Source organism: Pseudonocardia sp. ICBG162 (genome assembly GCF_020496225.1).
GTDB lineage: Bacteria > Actinomycetota > Actinomycetes > Mycobacteriales > Pseudonocardiaceae > Pseudonocardia > Pseudonocardia alni.
Genome location: NZ_JAHLJD010000031.1, coordinates 519,143 through 536,693 on the forward strand (window position 1 = coordinate 519,143; position 17,551 = coordinate 536,693).

The 17,551-nt window shown below is 75.4% G+C and carries 17 protein-coding genes and 1 pseudogene; 3 read left to right on the top strand and 15 right to left on the bottom strand.

The window, feature by feature from the left end:
- Window positions 1-163 precede the first annotated feature (163 nt).
- Both KPL60_RS27180 and KPL60_RS27185 read left to right on the top strand, forming a co-directional pair.
- Window positions 164-1,756 (top strand): alkaline phosphatase, encoded by a 1,593-nt coding sequence (locus tag KPL60_RS27180; RefSeq protein WP_226367609.1) that lies wholly within the window; start codon window positions 164-166, stop codon window positions 1,754-1,756.
- A gap of 18 nt (window positions 1,757-1,774) precedes the next feature.
- On the top strand, window positions 1,775-2,686 hold the full coding sequence (locus KPL60_RS27185; RefSeq protein WP_226353794.1) for an aldo/keto reductase: 912 nt from the start codon (window positions 1,775-1,777) through the stop codon (window positions 2,684-2,686).
- Here the strand turns inward: KPL60_RS27185 and rimI are convergent.
- The 8 genes and pseudogenes from rimI to glmS form a co-directional block, all read right to left on the bottom strand.
- Window positions 2,665-3,150, bottom strand: a complete 486-nt coding sequence (rimI, locus tag KPL60_RS27190) for a ribosomal protein S18-alanine N-acetyltransferase (RefSeq protein ID WP_226367610.1) — start codon at window positions 3,148-3,150, stop codon at window positions 2,665-2,667. The genes KPL60_RS27185 and rimI overlap by 22 nt on opposite strands.
- Window positions 3,147-3,836 carry a tRNA (adenosine(37)-N6)-threonylcarbamoyltransferase complex dimerization subunit type 1 TsaB gene (gene tsaB, locus KPL60_RS27195; protein WP_226367611.1) on the bottom strand — a complete coding sequence of 230 codons (690 nt, stop codon included), beginning with the start codon at window positions 3,834-3,836 and terminating at the stop codon, window positions 3,147-3,149. The genes rimI and tsaB overlap by 4 nt, the downstream gene beginning before the upstream one ends.
- Before the next feature lie 10 nt (window positions 3,837-3,846).
- A complete protein-coding gene (tsaE, locus tag KPL60_RS27200; protein WP_226353797.1) occupies window positions 3,847-4,323 on the bottom strand; it encodes a tRNA (adenosine(37)-N6)-threonylcarbamoyltransferase complex ATPase subunit type 1 TsaE in 477 nt (158 codons plus the stop codon).
- On the bottom strand, window positions 4,320-5,573 hold the full coding sequence (locus KPL60_RS27205; protein ID WP_226353798.1) for an alpha/beta fold hydrolase: 1,254 nt from the start codon (window positions 5,571-5,573) through the stop codon (window positions 4,320-4,322). The genes tsaE and KPL60_RS27205 overlap by 4 nt, the downstream gene beginning before the upstream one ends.
- On the bottom strand, window positions 5,570-6,778 hold the full coding sequence (alr, locus tag KPL60_RS27210) for an alanine racemase (protein ID WP_374228761.1): 1,209 nt from the start codon (window positions 6,776-6,778) through the stop codon (window positions 5,570-5,572). Before alr ends, KPL60_RS27205 begins: the two co-directional genes overlap by 4 nt.
- Before the next feature lie 190 nt (window positions 6,779-6,968).
- Window positions 6,969-8,241, bottom strand: a pseudogene (argG, locus tag KPL60_RS27215) (argininosuccinate synthase); the annotation flags it as partial.
- A gap of 58 nt (window positions 8,242-8,299) precedes the next feature.
- Complete coding sequence (locus KPL60_RS27220; RefSeq protein ID WP_226367614.1) at window positions 8,300-9,940, bottom strand: NAD(P)H-hydrate dehydratase; 1,641 nt, start codon at window positions 9,938-9,940, stop codon at window positions 8,300-8,302.
- Between the two features lie 87 nt (window positions 9,941-10,027).
- Complete coding sequence (glmS, locus tag KPL60_RS27225; protein ID WP_226353802.1) at window positions 10,028-11,887, bottom strand: glutamine--fructose-6-phosphate transaminase (isomerizing); 1,860 nt, start codon at window positions 11,885-11,887, stop codon at window positions 10,028-10,030.
- Between the two features lie 118 nt (window positions 11,888-12,005).
- Between glmS and KPL60_RS27230 the strand changes: the two genes are divergently transcribed.
- Window positions 12,006-12,899 (top strand): dienelactone hydrolase family protein, encoded by an 894-nt coding sequence (locus KPL60_RS27230; protein WP_226367615.1) that lies wholly within the window; start codon window positions 12,006-12,008, stop codon window positions 12,897-12,899.
- A gap of 371 nt (window positions 12,900-13,270) precedes the next feature.
- On the opposite strand, the gene KPL60_RS27235 is transcribed toward KPL60_RS27230, so the two are convergent.
- From KPL60_RS27235 to KPL60_RS27265, 7 genes are all read right to left on the bottom strand, one after another.
- Entirely contained in the window at window positions 13,271-13,708 is a 438-nt protein-coding gene (locus KPL60_RS27235) for a hypothetical protein (RefSeq protein ID WP_226367616.1), read from the bottom strand.
- On the bottom strand, window positions 13,702-13,986 hold the full coding sequence (locus tag KPL60_RS27240) for a hypothetical protein (protein WP_226353805.1): 285 nt from the start codon (window positions 13,984-13,986) through the stop codon (window positions 13,702-13,704). Before KPL60_RS27240 ends, KPL60_RS27235 begins: the two co-directional genes overlap by 7 nt.
- Window positions 13,987-14,180: 194 nt before the next feature.
- A complete protein-coding gene (gene glmM / locus KPL60_RS27245; RefSeq protein WP_226367617.1) occupies window positions 14,181-15,518 on the bottom strand; it encodes a phosphoglucosamine mutase in 1,338 nt (445 codons plus the stop codon).
- Window positions 15,519-15,529: 11 nt separating this feature from the next.
- Window positions 15,530-16,129, bottom strand: a complete 600-nt coding sequence (gene rpsI, locus KPL60_RS27250) for a 30S ribosomal protein S9 (RefSeq protein WP_369804852.1) — start codon at window positions 16,127-16,129, stop codon at window positions 15,530-15,532.
- Window positions 16,126-16,569, bottom strand: coding sequence for a 50S ribosomal protein L13 (gene rplM, locus KPL60_RS27255; RefSeq protein ID WP_062397782.1), 444 nt, complete (start codon window positions 16,567-16,569; stop codon window positions 16,126-16,128). The genes rpsI and rplM overlap by 4 nt, the downstream gene beginning before the upstream one ends.
- Window positions 16,570-16,803: 234 nt before the next feature.
- Window positions 16,804-17,094 (bottom strand): WXG100 family type VII secretion target, encoded by a 291-nt coding sequence (locus tag KPL60_RS27260; protein WP_062397784.1) that lies wholly within the window; start codon window positions 17,092-17,094, stop codon window positions 16,804-16,806.
- A 14-nt stretch (window positions 17,095-17,108) separates the two neighbouring features.
- On the bottom strand, window positions 17,109-17,411 hold the full coding sequence (locus tag KPL60_RS27265; RefSeq protein ID WP_226353807.1) for a WXG100 family type VII secretion target: 303 nt from the start codon (window positions 17,409-17,411) through the stop codon (window positions 17,109-17,111).
- Window positions 17,412-17,551: the final 140 nt, after the last annotated feature.

Here is a 17,551-nt window from a genome sequence, read left to right on the forward strand (position 1 = left end):
CGCCGCGCGCGTTGGCACTCTATCCATGAGAGTGCCAGAAGCCGAGCGGGGGCTCAACCGCGCCGTTCGGGCGTGTCGGGAGATCCCGGTCGTCGCCCGTTGTTCACGTACTCGTCGGCCGACGGCCCGGTGTCACTCGATCGGGACCGTTGCACTGCACATCGTGGTCACCTCCCGCCGTTCGCTGCTGCGCGCCGGACTCACCGCCGCCGCCGTCACCGCCGCCGCACCCTTGCTGCCGGGCGCGGCCGCCGCGGCTCCCGGACCCGTCCCGGCCCGGCCGCCGGGGGACCCGTTCGGGCTCGGCGTCGCCTCCGGGGAACCCGATCCGACCTCGGTCGTGCTCTGGACCCGGCTCGCCACCGACCCCGTCGCCGAGGACGGCCTGGGCGGGCTCGGGAACCGCGCCACCGACGTCGAGTGGGAGGTCGCCGACGACGAGCGCTTCACCCGCGTCGTGCGTCGTGGCCGGGTCCGCACCGGGCCGGACGCGGGCCACAGCGTGCACGTCGAGGTGCCGGGCCTGCGTCCCGGCCGCGACTACCACTACCGCTTCCGCGTGGGCCGCACCGTCTCCGACGCCGGCCGCACCCGCACCGCGCCCCCGCCGGCGTCGATGACGCCGGTGCACATGGCCTTCACCTCCTGCTCCCAGTTCGAGCACGGGTGGTTCACCGCCTACCGGCGGATGGCCGAGGAGCGCCCGGACGTGCTGCTGCACCTGGGCGACTACATCTACGAGTACCCGGCGAAGGACTACGTCGCGCCCGGCGGGAACGTGCGCGACCACGCCGGCCCGGAGACGACGACGCTGGCCGGCTACCGGCAGCGCCTGGCCCAGTACCACGCCGACGCCGACCTGCAGGCCGCGCACGCGGCCGCGCCGTGGCTCGTCGTGTTCGACGACCACGAGGTCGAGAACAACTGGGCCGGCGACGTCCGGGAGCTCCCGCTCGACCCGCCCGGCGACTTCACCGCCCGCAAGGCGGCCGCGTTCCGCGCCTACTGGGAGAACATGCCGCTGCGCGCCGCCCAGCGCCCCCGTGGCGCCGCCATGCGGCTGTACCGCCGCGTCGGCTGGGGCGGGCTGGTCACCTTCCACATGCTCGACACCCGCCAGTACCGCGGCGACCAGCCCTGCGGCGACGAGTTCCGCAGCGACTGCGCGGAGCGCACCGACCCGGCGCGGTCGCTGCCCGGCTCCGCGCAGGAACGCTGGATCGCCGACGGCTTCGCCCGCTCCCGCGCCCGCTGGGACGTGCTGGGCCAGCAGGTGTTCTTCTCCCAGGTCGACTTCACCCCGGGCGCCGGGCGCGGCTTCAACCCCGACGCGTGGGACGGCTACCCCGGCTCGCGCGACCGCGTCGTCGACTCCTGGACCGCGGCCACGCAGCGCGGGCGCGCCCGCAACCTCGTCGTGCTCACCGGCGACGTGCACGCGCACTGGGGCGCCGACGTGAAGCGCCGCTTCGACGACCCCGCCTCGCCGGTCGTCGGCACCGAGCTGGTGTCCAGCTCGATCACCTCGGGCGGCGACGGCTCGGAGAAGCAGAACGGCTCCGACGCCGTCCTCGCCGAGAACCCGCACATCCGGTTCCACAACAACCGCCGCGGCTACGTCAGCACCCGGTTCACCGCGGACCGGATGGAGGCCGAGTTCAAGGTGGTGCCGTTCGTGCGGCAGCCGGGCGCCCCGGTGCAGACCCGCGGACGGTTCGTGACCGAGGACCGTCGGCCGGGCCTGCGACCGCTGTAGCGGAGTAGGTTCGGACGCGTGGCTGACCTGGTTCTCGGCGCGAACGTCTTCGGCTGGACGGCGGACAGGGAGACCTCGTTCGCCGTCCTCGACGCGTTCGTCGCCGCCGGCGGACGGATGATCGACACCGCGGACTCCTACATGTGGCGCGCACCGGGGAACTCCGGCGGCGAGTCCGAGACGATCCTCGGCGAGTGGATGGCCGCCCGCGGCAACCGCGACGCGCTGCACCTCGCGACGAAGGTCGGCGCCCTGCCCGGCCGCGAGGGCCTGTCGGCGGAGAACGTCGCGGCCGCGGCGCGGGACTCGCTGCGCCGCCTGGGCACCGACCGGATCGACCTCTACTACGCCCACCGCGACGACGAGGCGACCGCGCAGGAGGAGACCCTCGACGCGTTCGACGCCCTGGTGCGCGAGGGCCTCGTCCGCGAGGTCGGCGCGTCGAACTTCTCCCCGGAGCGGCTGCGGTCGGCGCTGGAGATCTCCGCGCGCGACGGGCTGACCGCGTTCAGCACGATCCAGCCGCACTACAACCTCATGGAGCGCGACGACTTCGAGGCGGGTCTGGCCCCGCTCGCCGAGTCGGAGAAGCTGGCCGTCCACCCGTACTACGGGCTGGCCAAGGGCTTCCTGACCGGCAAGTACCGGCCCGACTCCCCCGCCCCGGAGAGCCCGCGGGCGCAGGGCGCGGCGGCGTACCTGGACTCCCGCGGCCGCGCCGTGCTCGCCGGGCTCGACGAGATCTCCGCCGGCTACGGCGTCCCGGTCCCGGCGATCGCCCTGACCTGGCTGGCCGCGCAGCCCGCGGTGACCGCGCCGATCGCGAGCGCACGCACCGTCGAGCAGCTGGAGCAGCTGCTGCCGATGCTCACCCTGGAGCTGACCGACGACGAGCTGCGCCTGCTGTCCTACCTGTCCGCCACGTCCTGACGCGCGGCCCGCTCGCGGCGCATCGTGTAGGCGTCGGCCATCGAGGGCCGGTAGTAGCGCTTGCGCACCCCGACGACGGCGAACCCGGTGCTCTCGTAGAGCGTGCGGGCCGGCTCGTTGTCGGTGCGGACCTCCAGGAACACGGTGGCGCGCAGCTCGTCGGCGGCGGCGAGCAGCCCCGCCAGCAGCGCCCGGCCGATCCCGTGGCCCTGCCAGGCCGGGTCGACGCCGATCGTGTGCACCTCCGCCTCGGCCATCGGCGGCCCGGCGACGACGGCCAGTCCGGCGTAGCCGACCAGCTCGTCACCGGCGCGGGCGGCGAGGTAGAGCTGGCCGGAGGAGACGGCGTCGCGGAAGGCCCGCGCGCTCCACGGGTCGTCCCCGGGGAACAGGATCTCCTCCAGCTCCGCGCAGCGCACCGCGTCGGCCCGGTACAGCGGGCCCAGCGAGACGGTGGCGTTCACGCGGTGACGCGCTTGCGGCCGGTCGGTTCGACGGCGTCGGGGCGGCGCAGGTAGAGCGGCTCGACCGGGTCGGGGGCCCGGCCGGAGAGCAGGTCCGCCGCGGCGACGCCGACCAGCCCGTCGACGGTCGGGGCGCCGGGGCCGCCGATCTCGCGGCCGAGCCGCTGCGCGAACGCCGGATCGCCGACCACGGTGCCGATCGCCAGCTCGTCCAGGCGCGCGGCCAGCGCCTCCGGGGCCTCGACGGCCGGGCCGGTCAGCCTGCGGACCGAGTGGGCGTCGGCGGGGTCGGAGGCGTCGTAGGCGGCCCAGTAGACCTCCTTGCGCCGGGCGTCGGTGACGACCAGCAGGTTCCCGCCGGTGTGCAGCCCCCAGGCGAGGGCGTCGTGGGTGACGACGCCGTGCACCGGCACGTCGAGGGCGTGGCCGAGCGCGGCCGCCGAGGCGATCCCGACCCGCAGCCCGGTGAACGGGCCCGGACCGGCGCCGACGACCACCGCCCCGACCTCGGCGAGCGCATGGCCCGCCTCGGCGCACAGCGCCCGGACCGCGGGCATCAGCAGCTCGCCGTGGCGGCGGCCGTCGTGCGCGCGGGCGGCGAGGGTCCGCAGCCCGCCGTCGGGGCCGAGGTCGACGAGACCGGCGGTGACGACGGTCGTCGCGGTGTCGAGGGCCAGTACCAGCACGCCCGCGAGCCTACGGACGCGCGGTGCGGCGCAGCGTCGCGACCCGGGTGTCGTCGTCGCGGCGCTCCAGCGCGATCGTCACCGCGGACCCGGCGAGCCGCTCCGCGACCCCGACCCCCCACTCGACGGCGACGACCGCCCGGTCCAGCTCGGTGTCGAGGTCGAGGTCGTCCAGCTCGGCCGCGACGTCCACGTTCCCGTCGGGCCCGCCCAGCCGGTAGGCGTCGACGTGCACCAGAGCCGGGCCGTCGCCCGCGGAGGGGTGCTCGCGGGCGATCACGAACGTCGGCGAGGCCACCGTGCCGGTCACCCCGAGCCCGCGGGCCAGGCCGCGGACCAGGGCGGTCTTGCCCGCGCCGAGCGGCCCGGCCAGGAGCACGACGTCACCGGCGACCAGCTCGCGGCCGACCGTCTCGCCGAAGGACTCGGTGTCGGCGACGGTCGGCAGCTCCGTGACGACGGCGTCCGCGCCGGGGGCGGGGATCACGGCCGGTCCTTCTTCCGGGACCGGCCGGCCCGGGCCGGGGTGCGGCTGCCCCGGCGGACGCGGCCCGCGCTGCGCAGCAGCCCCTGCAGCGCGCCGCCGCCCGCCTCGGCCTGCTCGTCGTCGGTCGTGTCGGTGAGCTGCGGCGGGCGCTTGGCCCGCAGCCCGCCGCCCGCGGTGCGCTCGGTGGTGCGGGCGATCAGCGCGTCGAGCTCGGCGTCGACGACCTCGGGCTGCTCCAGCATCGGCATGTGCCCGACCCCGGGCAGGCGCACCAGCCGGGCGGTCGGGATCGCCTCGGCGATGACCTCGCTGTGCCGCCACGGGATGATCCGGTCGCCGTCGCCGGCCAGGACGAGCACCTCGCAGCCGGACAGGCCGGGCAGCGCCGCGAGCCGGTCGTGGGTGCCGAGGGTGTCGACGAAGTCGGTGAGCGCGCCGACGGCGTTCGAGTCGATCATCGTGTCGACGAGGTCGACCATCCGCGGGTCGACCTGGCGGTCGCCGTAGGCGAAGCGCTTGGTGAACACCCAGATGATGTCGCCCAGCGCGCGGCGGCCCGTCTCGACCAGGCCGGGCTGCCACGCGGCGAGCCCACCGAGGGTGCGGATGATCGGGTTGCGCCGGGACAGGAACGTGCCCGGCAGCCCCGAGGACGCCATCTCCCCCGCCGAGGTCGACACCAACGCCACCCCGGCGACGCGCTCGTGGAACAGCTCCGGGTGCTGCTCGGCCAGCGCCATCACGGTCATGCCGCCCATCGAGTGCGACACCAGCACCAGCGGACCCTCGGGGGCCAGCGCGCGGATGACGGCGTCGAGGTCGCGGCCGAGCTGGTCGATCGTGCAGGAGTCCGCGGGCGCCCGCTCGGAGCGGCCGTGGCTGCGCTGGTCGTAGAGCACCATCCGCACCGACGGGCCGGTCAGCCCGGCCAGGTGCGGTCGCTGCTCCTGCCAGGTGCGCCGGTCCAGGGCGAAGCCGTGCACCAGCACCACCGTCAGCGCGGGCTCCGAACCGTCGGCCGGCGCGACCACCTCGCAGGCGATGCGGACGCCGTCGTCGGCCATCACCGACATCTCCTCGCCGACGGTGCCCGGCGGCGTCCCGGCGTGCGCGGACATCTCGGTGGCCAGGCTGCGACGGGTGGCGGCGATCTTGCGTCGCTGCGCGGCGACACCGACCCCGGCCGCGGCGCCCGCCGCGCCGACCACACCGCCCGCGATCCCGGCGACGGTCCATCCCCTGCGGCTCATGCGACTCCCCCGCGCCCGTCGGTCAGCGTGCGGCGCACCCGCCCCCGGACGCCCGTGACGATCTCGTAGTGGATGGTGCCCAGCTCGTCGGCCCACTCGCGGGCCGTCGGTCCGCCGTCGGCGCCGGTGCCGAACAGCTCGACCGGGTCGCCGATCGCGACCGGCAGCGCCCCCGGCCGCCCGCAGTCGACGACGAACTGGTCCATGCAGACCCGCCCGGCGACCGGCCGGACGGTGCCGCCGATCCGCACGCGCATCCGGCCGCCGTCGTTGAGCCGGCGCGGGACGCCGTCGGCGTAGCCCAGCGGCACCAGCGCCAGCGTGCGCGGTTCGCGGGCGACCCACTCGTGGCCGTAGGACACGCCCTCGCCCGCCTCGACGGTCTTGGTGAGCGCGACCCGGCCGCGCAGCGTCATCGCCGGGCGCAGCGGGCTGTCGGCGGGGCGGGCGATCGGGTCGAGCCCGTAGACGGCGATCCCCGGCCGGACGACGTCGAGGTGCAGGTCGGGGCGGGTCATCAGACCCGCCGAGTTGCACAGGTGCAGCTGCGGGGCGAACCCGCGGTCCCGGGCGAGCGCGGCGGCGGCGTGCAGCCGCGCGGCCTGGCTGTCGACGGCGGGCTGGCCCGGCTCGTCGGCGGCGGCCAGGTGCGACCACACGGCCACGACCTCGCAGGTGCCGTCGGCGACGCCGTCGGAGACGTCGTCGAGCAGGGCGGGCCACTCGCCGGGCGGGCAGCCGTTGCGCGACAGCCCGGTGTCGGCCTTGAGGTGCAGCCGGACCGGGCGGCCCGCGGCGCGGGCACCGGCCAGCACCGCGGCGAGGTGCTCGCGGCCGGACACCGACAGCTCCACCCCCGCGGCGACGGCGGCGGCGAAGTCGGAGTCGGGCAGGTGCAGCCAGGACAGCAGCGGCGCGTCGACGCCGTCGGCCCGCAGCGCGAGTGCCTCGTCCAGGGTGGCGACGCCGAGCCGGGTCGCCTCGGCCGACAGCGCCGCCCGCGCGACGGCGGCGGCGCCGTGGCCGTAGCCGTCGGCCTTGACCACGACCATCGTCTCGGCCCCGGACGCGAGACCCGACAGGTACCGGGTGTTGTGCCGGACGGCGTCGAGGTCGACCACCGCCTCGGCCGCCGGTGCGCCCGGTCCGGGCCGGGGCCGCGGACCGGGTGCGGGGTCGGTCGTGGGTAGCACGGCCCCGATCATCGCATCCCGGCCCGGCGCGGCCCGGTCCCGAGCCCGGCTCAGTCGGTCCCGGCCTCCATCGCGGCGCGGTCGAGGGACTCCTCGGCCTGCTCGGCGTCGGGGTCCGACGGCGTCGCGGTGATCTCCGCCGCACGCCCGGCCTCGATCTCGCCGACGAAGGTGCCGAACTCGCCGCCGAGCATCCCGGTGGCCGAGTACTGCTCCAGCTTCGCGCGGGAGTCGGCCAGGTCCAGGTTGCGCAGGGTGAGCTGGCCGATGCGGTCGCCCGGGGTGAAGGGGGCGTCCTCGACGCGCTCCATCGACAGCCGGTCCTCGGCGTAGGCCAGGGCGGGGCCGCGGGTGTCGAGCACCGACCAGTCGTTGCCGCGGCGCAGCCGCAGCGTGACCGACCCGGTGACCGCGTTGCCGACCCAGCGGGTCAGGGACTCGCGCAGCATCAGCGACTGCGGCTCCAGCCAGCGGCCCTCGTAGAGGAGCCTGCCGAGCCGGCGGCCCTGCTCCTCGTAGGCCGACAGCGAGTCGTGGTTGTGGATCGCCGACACGAGCCGCTCGTAGGTGACGAACAGCAGCGCCATCGCCGGGGCCTCGTAGATGCCGCGGCTCTTGGCCTCGATGATCCGGTTCTCGATCTGGTCGGTCATGCCCAGGCCGTGCCGGCCACCGATCCGGTTGGCCTCCTCGACCAGCGCGACCGGGTCGTCGTAGCGGGTGCCGTTGATCGCGACGGGGCGACCGGACTCCCACTCGACGGTGACGTCCTCGGTCTCGACCGTGACGGCCGGGTCCCAGAACCGCACGCCCATGATCGGCTCGACGATCTCGATCGAGGTGTCGAGGTGCTCGAGCCTCTTGGCCTCGTGGGTGGCGCCCCAGATGTTGGCGTCGGTCGAGTACGCCTTCTCCGCGGAGTCGCGGTAGGGCAGCTCCCGCTCGCCCAGCCAGGCGCTCATCTCCGCGCGGCCGCCGAGCTGGTCGACGAACGCCTCGTCCAGCCACGGCTTGTAGATCCGCAGGGCCGGGTTGGCGAGCAGGCCGTAGCGGTAGAACCGCTCGATGTCGTTGCCCTTGAAGGTCGAGCCGTCGCCCCAGATGGAGACGCCGTCGTCGGCCATGGCGCGGACCAGCAGCGTGCCGGTGACGGCGCGGCCGATCGGGGTGGTGTTGAAGTAGGGCATCCCGCCGGCGCGGATGTGGAAGGCACCGCAGGCGATCGCGGCGATGCCCTCGTCGACCAGTGCGCGACGGCAGTCGACGACGCGGGCGGCCTCGGCGCCGTACTCCAGCGCGCGCTCGCGGACGGCGACGAGGTCGGGCTCGTCGGGCTGTCCGAGGTCGGCGGTGTAGGCGTAGGGGACCGCGCCGTTCTCGCGCATCCAGGCGACGGCGACGGAGGTGTCGAGGCCACCGGAGAAGGCGATGCCGACGCGCTCGCCGACGGGGAGGCTGGTCAGGATCTTCGGCACGCGCGGAACGCTAACAACCCGCTCCCGGCGCAGGTCCGCCGGTGTGCCGCTTCCGCGGTCAGTACGGGGAGGCGGCGGCCCGCACCGCCCGCAGCGCGACCGGGATCGCCGCCTGCATCGCCGACGCCGGCGCCGGGACCGGCGGTAGCCCGTGCTCGCGGGCGGCCGCCGTCGCGGCGCGGGCGTGCACCAGCGTCGCGCAGCCCGCCGCCCACCACGGGTCCAGCCCGGCGGCCAGCAGCGCGCCGATCATGCCGGTGAGCACGTCGCCGGAGCCCGCGGTCGCGGCCCAGGAGTCCGCGGCCGGGTCGACCAGCACCCGTCCGTCCGGTGCGGCGACGACGGTCGCGTTCCCCTTCAGCAGCACCGTCACCCCGAGGTCGGCAGCGGCGCGGCGGGCGGCGCCGATCCGGTCGGGCCCGACCTCGCCCGCGATCCGGGCGAACTCCCCCGCGTGCGGGGTGAGCACGACGGGCTCGCCGTGGATGCGGTCGCGGAGGTGGGCGTGCTGTGCGAGCAGGGTGATCGCGTCGGCGTCGAGGCAGAGCGGCACCTCGCGGTCCAGCGCCTCCTCCAGCACCGCCTGGCCCTGCCCGCCGGTGCCCAGCCCCGGCCCGACCGCCCAGGCCTGGGTGCGGCCCGCGTCGGTGATGTCGCCGGTGGCGACGATCTCCGGCCAGTGCCTGCGGACCTCGTCGGCGGCGGACCCGGCGAAGCGGACCATCCCGGAGGTGGCGAGGGCCGCGGCCCCCGCGGCGAGGACGGCGGCGCCGGGGTAGGTGGCCGACCCGGCGGCGATCCCGACGACGCCCTGGCTGTACTTGTCGTCGTCGGGGCCGGGGACCGGCCAGCGGGCGCCGACGTCGCCGTCGGACAGCACCCGGGCGTGCGGCTCGGTCCCCTCCAGGAACGGCCCGAGCCCGAAGTCCACCAGCCGTACCGGGCCGCAGAGGGGGGCGGCGAGGGCGTGCACCGGCTTGCGGCAGCCGAAGGTGACCGTCAGCGCGGCGCGGACGTGCGGCCCGTCGGTCGCCCCGGTGTCGCAGTCGACGCCCGAGGGCAGGTCGCAGGCCACGATCGGCACACCCGCCCCGTCGGCGGCGGCGACCAGCTCCGGGGCCGGGTCGCGCAGCGCGCCGCGCCCGGAGATGCCGACGATCCCGTCGACGACGACGTCCGCCCCCGCCACCAGCGCCCGCGCCGCGTCGAGCCCGCCGGCGGCCGGGGTGCCGGTGCCGGTCCTGTCGCCGGCGCTGCTCCCGGGGTCGCCGGCGGTGCCGGCTCCTTCGCCCGTGCTGGTCCCGGTGCTGCCGCCGGTGCCGGCCCTGCTGCCGGTGTCGCCGCCCGCGCCGGGACCGGGGCCGGCGGCCGGGCCGGACGGGTGCAGGACCAGCACCCGCCCGCGGGCGGCGCGCAGCGCGGCGAGGCCCGCCGGGTGCGCGCGGTCCGGCGCCAGCAGCACCGCGGTGACGTGCGCCCCCCGGCGGCGCAGCTCGGCGCCGGCCCACAGGGCGTCGCCGCCGTTGGCGCCCGCCCCGACGAGGAGCACCACCCGGCGGCCGTAGGTCGCGCCGAGGAACTCCCGCACGTGGTGCGCGAGCCCCGCCGCGGCCCGGCGCATCAGCACCCCGTCGCCGACGGTGCGCATCATGGCCGCCTCGGCCGCCCGTACCTGGTCCGCGGTGTGGAGCCCGTGCATGGCCGCGAGGCTAGCGCCGGGCGACCATGATCGACGGTTGTGGAGCGGGACGCCCGCGTCGCGAACGCTCCGCTCCACAACCGGTGATCACTCGACGGTGACCGACTTCGCCAGGTTGCGGGGCTTGTCGACGTCGTAGCCGCGGGCCCGGGCGATCTCGGCCGCGATCACCTGCAGCGGGATCGTCGCGACCAGCGGCTGCAGCAGCGTCGGCACCGCGGGCAGCTCGAAGAGGTGGTCGGCGAACGGGCGCACCGTCTCGTCGCCGGTCTCGGCGAGGACCACGGTCCGCGCCCCGCGCGCCTTGATCTCCTGGATGTTGGACAGCAGCTTGGAGTGCAGGACCGCGCGCCCCTTCGGCGACGGCATCACCACCACGACCGGCAGCCCGTCCTCGATCAACGCGATCGGGCCGTGCTTGAGCTCGCCGGCCGCGAAGGCCTCGGCGTGCATGTAGGCGAGCTCCTTGAGCTTGAGCGCGCCCTCCAGGGCCACCGGGTAGCCGACGTGGCGGCCGAGGAACAGCACCGCCTTCGACGGCGCCAGCTCCTGCCCGAGCGCACGGGCCTCGCCGAGCGACTCCAGCACGTGGGCGACGGCGGCCGGGATGGCCTCCAGCTCCTCGAACTCGCGGACCACCTCGTCCGGGTACTTGGTGCCGCGCGCCTGGGCCAGGGCCAGGCCGACCAGGTAGTTCGCCGCGACCTGGGCGGTGAACGTCTTCGTCGCGGCGACGCCGATCTCCGGGCCCGCGTGGGTGTAGATCACCGCGTCGGACTCGCGCGGGATCTGCGCCCCGTTGGTGTTGCAGATGGCCAGCACCCGGGCCTTCTGCTCCTTCGCGTGGCGCAGCGCCTCCAGGGTGTCGGCGGTCTCGCCGGACTGGGAGATCGCGACGACCAGCGTCGAGCGGTCCAGCACCGGGTCGCGGTAGCGGAACTCGCTGGCCAGCTCGATCTCGACCGGGATCCGGGTCCAGTGCTCGATCGCGTACTTCGCGAGCAGCCCGGAGTGGTACGCGGTGCCGCAGGCGACGACGAAGACCTTGTCGACGTCGCGCAGGTCCTGGTCGGTCAGGCGCTGCTCGTCGAGGACGATCCGGCCGTCGACGAGGTGCCCGCGCAGGGTGTCGGCGATCGCGGTCGGCTGCTCCTCGATCTCCTTGAGCATGAAGTAGTCGTGGCCGCCCTTCTCGGCGGCGGCGAGGTCCCAGGTCACCTCGAACGGGTTGACCCCGACCGGCTCCCCGTGGAAGTCGGTGACGTCGTAGCCGTCGCGGGTGATCGTCACGACCTGGTCCTGGCCGAGCTCGACGGCGTCGCGGGTGAACTCGATGAACGCCGCGACGTCGGAGGCCAGGAACGTCTCGCCCTCGCCGATGCCGAGCACCAGCGGGGAGTTGCGACGGGCGGCGACGATCCGCTCCGGCTCGTCGGCGTGCGTCACCACCAGGGTGAACGCACCCTCCAGCCGGCGGGCGACGGCGCGGACCGACGCCGGCAGGTCGCCCTTCGTCGGGCCGTCGGCGTGGGCGAGCGCCACCAGGTGCGCGGCGGTCTCGGTGTCGGTGTCGGACTCCGCCCAGATGCCCTGCGCCTCCAGCTCGGCGCGCAGCTCCAGGAAGTTCTCGATGATGCCGTTGTGGACGACCGCGACCTTGCCGTCGCTGCTGCGGTGCGGGTGGGCGTTGCGGTCGGTGGGCGGGCCGTGCGTGGCCCACCGCGTGTGCCCGATGCCCGAGGTCCCGGTGAACCGGTCGCGACCGATCTCCTCGAGACGTGCCTCCAGGTTGGCCAGGGCTCCGGCCTTGCGCTCGACCAGCAGCTCACCGCCGTCCGGCAGCGCGACGCCGGCGGAGTCGTAACCGCGGTACTCCAGTCGTCGCAGGCCGCCGAGGACGACGTCGAGTGCGGACCGATGACCGACGTAACCGACGATGCCACACATACGGATGAGCGTATCGACGCCCGGTTGCCGATCTTCCGGCGACGGGGTCGGTCCGGCGCCACGCCGGACGTCCGTGCGAGGCGGGCACGCGGTGACCTGCACCGGTACGGTGCCGACCGTGGCCCGGACCAGCGTGACCCGCCCCCCGTCGATGAAGGGGGCCAAGGACGCCCTCGGTGTGCTGTCGCGTCCGGGGCCGAACCCGGTGAAGTACGGCGACCTGGGCCTGATCGGTCTGCCGGGCATCGTCTACACCCCCGCGGAGGGCTACCAGCTGCCCGCCGTGGTGATCGGGCACGCGTGGCTGCAGCCCGCGCACCGCTACCACGAGCTGCTGCGTCACCTCGCGACCTGGGGTTTCGTCGCCGCCGCGCCGAACACCCAGCGCGGCCCGGTCCCGAGCGTCGCCCGGTTCGCCTCGGACCTGAACACCGTCCTCGACGTGTGCGTCGGCGTCCGGCTCGGCGACGGCCACGTCAGCGTCGACGCCCGCAAGACCGCGCTGGTCGGGCACGGCACCGGGGGCGGCGCCGCCGTCCTCGCCGCCGCCCGGCGTGAGCGCCTCGGCGCGCTGGTGACCCTCGCCGCGTCGGAGGTGAAGCCGTCCGCGATCGAGGCGGCCCCCGCGGTGACCGTCCCGACGCTGCACCTCGCCGCCGCCGTCGACTCGCTGGCCCCCATGGAGGGACACGCGCAGCGGATCGCCGCCGCCCAGCACGAGGCCGGCACCGACGTGACGCTCCGCGAGATCGAGAAGGCCGGGCACCTCGGGTTCTGCGAGGGCAGGCACTGGACGAGCTTCCTGCTGCAGAACCGCCCGCAGCACCGGACCCGGAAGATCACCCGGGCGCTGGTGACGGCGTTCCTCATGCAGGAGCTGCAGAACGAGAAGCGGGTGTCCTCGCTGACCTCGGGCAACGTGCCCGGGGCACCGGTGGTGGACCTCACGCCGGAGCCCGACGACGAGCATGACCAGCAGTCGTCGTCGGGGCTGCTGGGCATCGGCGGCTGACCCCGCGGGGCGACCGCCGCCCCCGGCGATCCGCCGCCCACGCGGCGATCCACCGCCCGCAGGGTGGTCCACCGCTCGCGCAGCGACTCGCCCCGCACGGTGACCCGCTACCCGCTCAGCGATCCGCTGCTCGCACTGAGACCGCCGCCTGCACGGTGACCCGCTCCTCGCACGGTGATCCACTCCTCGCGCGGTGATCCACTCCTCGCGCGGTGATCCGCTCCTCGCGTGCGTCCGGACGCGCGCGGGCCGCGGATCAGCGCGCGGACTCGAGGGCTGCCCCCGGTCGCGACCGGGAGCGGGGCGGGCCTGGGCAGGACAGCGCTGCCGGCGGTGCCCCGGGAGGGGGAGCCGGGACGCGGTGGCCCGGCTCAGCGCTCGGACGGGTCCGCGAGCGACGGCGCCACGGGGCCGCGGCGGTCGGTGACGCGCGTCCCGGTGAGGCCGGGCAGGCGCATGCCGGGGACGTCCGCGGGTACGCGCCCCGCGCCGTCTGACTCCGTCGCACCCGAGCACCCGGGCGTCGCCGGGTCGTGGTGGGCCGGAGGACCGTGCCGCGCCGGATCGGCGGGGGCGGTGTCCTCCGCCCGGGCCGCGTCCCGCGCGGCCTCGTCGGCCAGCCGGTGCACCTCGCGCCCGACGAGGTCGAGCCGGGCCGTCACCGCGTGCCCGGCCGGGTCGTCCCACGCGTCGGCGACGGCGTCGCGGATCCCGGCGAGCAGCCCGGCGGCGTCGTCGAGCCGGCCCACCAGCGCCCGCAGGGCCCTGACCTGGTCCGCGACGCCGGCGTCCGTCCCGTCGATCAGCACGTTTCCGCCCCGTGAAGGGCGGAACGGTGCTGATCGACACCCGGGACCGCCCGGAACGCCGTGGCCGCGTCGGCGTCCACCGCCCGGGCCGAGGCCGCGGCGCGCCGGGTCGCGTCGGCCAGCGCCGTCAGCTCGTCCGCGACCCGCCGCAGCCGGACCGCGCGGTCCCCGTCGCCGGGCCCGGTCGCGGGGGCCGCGGTCAGTCCGGCGGCCAGCTCGTCCAGCCCGCGCGCGGCACGGTCCAGCGCCTCGGGGTCCCGCCGCACGTCCGGTCGCATCGGCCCAGCCTGCGCCCGCCCGCACCCGCACCGTCCCCGAACCGCCGATCCCGTTCGCGACCGCGAACGCGTGTCCCCACCGCGACCGACGGGGCCGCGCCCGGAACGCCGTCCCGGCAGGGCTCCGCGGCCCCGGACAACGACGTCGGGGCCGCCACCCAGTGTGGGTGACGGCCCCGATCGGCGTGTGCGGGTCAGCGCGCGGCGGCGACGACCTCGGCCAGCCGGCCCGCGACGGCGTCGGCCTCGCCCTCGCTGGGCGCCTCGACCATCACGCGGACGAGCTGCTCGGTGCCCGACGGGCGCAGCAGCACCCGGCCGGTGTCCCCCAGCTCCGCCTCGGCCTTGGCGACGGCCTCGGCCACGTCCGCCGACGCGGCGACCGCGTCCTTGTCCGCGACGGGCACGTTGCGCAGCACCTGCGGCAGCACGGTGACGACCGAGGCGAGCTCGGCCAGCGACGTGCCGGTCTGCGCGACCCGCGACATGAGCCGCAGGGCGGTGAGCAGACCGTCGCCGGTGGTGGCGTGGCCCGGCAGCACCACGTGCCCGGACTGCTCGCCGCCGAGGGTGAACCCACCCTCGCGCAGCCGCTCCAGCACGTAGCGGTCGCCGACCTTGGTGGTGTCCAGGGTGATCCCGGCCTCGCGCATGGCGATGTGCAGGCCCAGGTTGCTCATCACCGTGGCGACGAGCGTGTCGTGGGCGAGCTCGCCGGCGTCGCGCATGGCGAGCGCCAGCACGGCCATGATCCGGTCACCGTCGACGACGGCGCCCGTCCCGTCCACGGCCAGGCAGCGGTCGGCGTCGCCGTCGTGGGCGATGCCGAGGTCGGCGCCGTGCTCGCGCACCGCGGACCGCAGCGGGCCCAGGTGGGTGGACCCGACGCCGTCGTTGATGTTGAGACCGTCCGGCTCGGCGTGCAGCGCGATCACGTCCGCGCCCGCCTGCCGGTAGGCCTCCGGCGCGGCCAGCGCCGCGGCGCCGTGCGCGCAGTCCACGACCACGCGCAGCCCGGACAGCGAGCCGGGCGCGGCGGAGAGCAGGTGCGCGACGTAGACGTCGGTGGCGTCCGGGGCGTCCCAGACGCGGCCGATGCCCTCCCCGGTGGGGCGGGCGCCGAGCCCGGCGGCCAGCTGCTGCTCGATCGCGTCCTCGACCTCATCGGGCAGCTTGTGGCCGCCCGCGGCGAAGAGCTTGATGCCGTTGTCGGGCATCGGGTTGTGCGACGCGGAGATCATCACGCCGAGGTCGGCGCCGGTCTCGGCGACCAGGTGCGCGACGCCCGGGGTCGGCAGCACACCGACCCGGATCGCGTCCGCACCGGCCGAGGTGAGCCCGGCGACGACCGCGGCCTCGAGCATCTCGCCGCTCGCGCGGGGGTCGCGTCCGACGACCGCGAGGGGCCGGCGGCCGGAGCCGTTCGAGAGCGTGCGGGCGGCCGAGGCACAGACGCCAACGGCGAACTCCGGAGTGAGGAGTTCGCCGTTGGCCAGGCCCCGGACGCCGTCGGTTCCGAAGAGACGAGGCATCCGGTGTGCGATCAGCGCTTGGAGTACTGGGGCGCCTTGCGGGCCTTCTTGAGGCCGTACTTCTTGCGCTCGACGGCGCGGGCGTCACGGGTCAGCCAGCCGGCCTTCTTCAGCGGCGGGCGGTCCTCGGAGTCCAGCTCGACCAGCGCACGGGCGATGGCCAGGCGCAGCGCGCCGGCCTGACCCGCGGTGCCGCCACCCTTGAGGTTGGCGAAGATGTCGAAGCGCTCGGTCTTCTCGACGAGGACCAGCGGCTCCTTCACGATCTGCTGGTGCAGCTTGTTCGGGAAGTACACCTCGAGCGGCTTGCCGTTGAGGGTGAACCCACCGGTGCCCGGCAGCAGCCGGACGCGGACGACGGCCTCCTTGCGGCGGCCGACGGTCTGGACCGGGCGGTCGCCCAGCACGGGGGCCTCGGCGGCGAACTCGTCGGCGTCGAAGTCGGCGGCGTCACCGATGGTGTAGTCGACGTCGGCGACCTCGGTCTCGGTGGCCTCGGTCTCGGTCGCCTCGGCGGCCGCACCCTCGGTCTCGACCGCGTCGACGACCTCGTCGGGTCCGTTCTCGGGGCTGGTCACGGGCTGTCCCTCTTCGTTGCTCGGGGTGGTCACTGGCTGACCTGCTTGATCTCGAACGGCTGCGGCTTCTGGGCCTCGTGCGGGTGCGCCGGGCCGGCGTAGACCTTCAGCTTCTTGGCCATGGCGCGGCCGAGACGGTTCTTCGGCAGCATGCCCTTGATCGCCTTCTCGACGAGGCGGTCGGGCTGGCTGTCGATCATCTCGCCGACGGAGCGCTGGCGGAGGCCACCCGGGAAGCCGGAGTGGCGGTAGATGAACTTGTCGGCACGCTTGTTGCCGGACACCGAGATCTTCTCCGCGTTCACGATGACCACGAAGTCGCCGTTGTCGACGTGCGGGGCGTAGGTCGGCTTGTGCTTCCCGCGCAGCAGCGTGGCAGCGTGGGTGGCGAGCCGACCGAGGCGCACGTCCTCGGCGTCGATCACGTGCCAGGCGTGCTGGATGTCGCCGGGCTTGGGGCTGTACGTGGGCACGGATCTACCTCGTCGTCGTTCTCGGCTGGTGGGCCGTCCGCACGGGTTCCGGCCCACTCTCTAGTCTCTGGTTCCTCAGCGTGCTGCTGGTGGACGCCGGAGGGACGCTCGATCCCGCCGCTGTCGCCGGAGGACGGCGCCCGCGGGTCTCCACCGCTGCACAACGAGAGCCAAGGGTACCCGCCGGTTCCGGGGGCGGACGCAAGGGGGTCGTCCGGGCCCCCGGACCGGGTGTCAGGCGAACCGGGCCCGGTTCGCCTGCTCGGTGGCCCGGTAGTTCTGACCGGCCTGACCGACGAGCTTCCCGATGGTGCCCAGGGTGGTGGTCAGCTCGGCCGCCGAGGTGTCCCACTTCTGCTGCGACGCCCGGTAGGTGGCCGCCGCGTCGCCGGTCCAGGTCGCGACCATCGGCGCCAGTTGCCGCCGGAGGTCCTCGAGCTGGGAGTTGATGCGTGCGGTCGTCGCGACGGTGTCGGCCGACGCCGTCTCGAGCGCGCTGAAGGTGACCTTGATCTCGGATCCCATGGTGTGGCTCCCCCTCACCCGAGCACCGACGTGATGGCGGTGCGGTTCTGGTCCTCCTGCTGCTGGTACGTCGTCGCCGTGCCGCCGAGCTGCTCGCCGATCGCGCCCAGCGCCTCGTTCAGTCGCCGCGCCTCGGTGTCCCACTTGGCCATCAGCTGGGCGAACGCCGTCGCCGCGGTGCCGGACCACTGGCCCTGCAGCGGTCCCAGCTGGCTGCGCAGGCGGCCGAGCTCGCCGTTGACGGCGTCGCTCACCGCCCGCACCTGGCCCGCCGCGCGGACCATCTCCTCGGTCGTCGTGCCGAACCCGTCGGCCATACGTCCCACCTCGTCCCCTGATCGGACCCCGGCGCGGCCGTGTCGACGGCTCCCGGGCCCGGGGGCGCGGTGCCCCCGGCCCGCGCACAGTGACAGGGCGCGCCGGTGGCCGTGGCCGTTCCGGCCGGACCGTTCGCGAC

Bases quoted from the DNA above. Each gene is read 5' to 3' on its own strand.
- KPL60_RS27205 (WP_226353798.1), bottom strand. From the start codon at position 5,573: ATGAGCCGCAGGGGATGGACCGTCGCCGGGATCGCGGGCGGTGTGGTC.
- KPL60_RS27260 (WP_062397784.1), bottom strand. From the start codon at position 17,094: ATGGGATCCGAGATCAAGGTCACCTTCAGCGCGCTCGAGACGGCGTCG.
- glmS (WP_226353802.1), bottom strand. From the start codon at position 11,887: ATGTGTGGCATCGTCGGTTACGTCGGTCATCGGTCCGCACTCGACGTC.
- alr (WP_374228761.1), bottom strand. From the start codon at position 6,778: ATGATCGGGGCCGTGCTACCCACGACCGACCCCGCACCCGGTCCGCGG.
- KPL60_RS27220 (WP_226367614.1), bottom strand. From the start codon at position 9,940: ATGCACGGGCTCCACACCGCGGACCAGGTACGGGCGGCCGAGGCGGCC.
- KPL60_RS27265 (WP_226353807.1), bottom strand. From the start codon at position 17,411: ATGGCCGACGGGTTCGGCACGACGACCGAGGAGATGGTCCGCGCGGCG.
- glmM (WP_226367617.1), bottom strand. From the start codon at position 15,518: ATGCCTCGTCTCTTCGGAACCGACGGCGTCCGGGGCCTGGCCAACGGC.
- KPL60_RS27240 (WP_226353805.1), bottom strand. From the start codon at position 13,986: ATGCGACCGGACGTGCGGCGGGACCCCGAGGCGCTGGACCGTGCCGCG.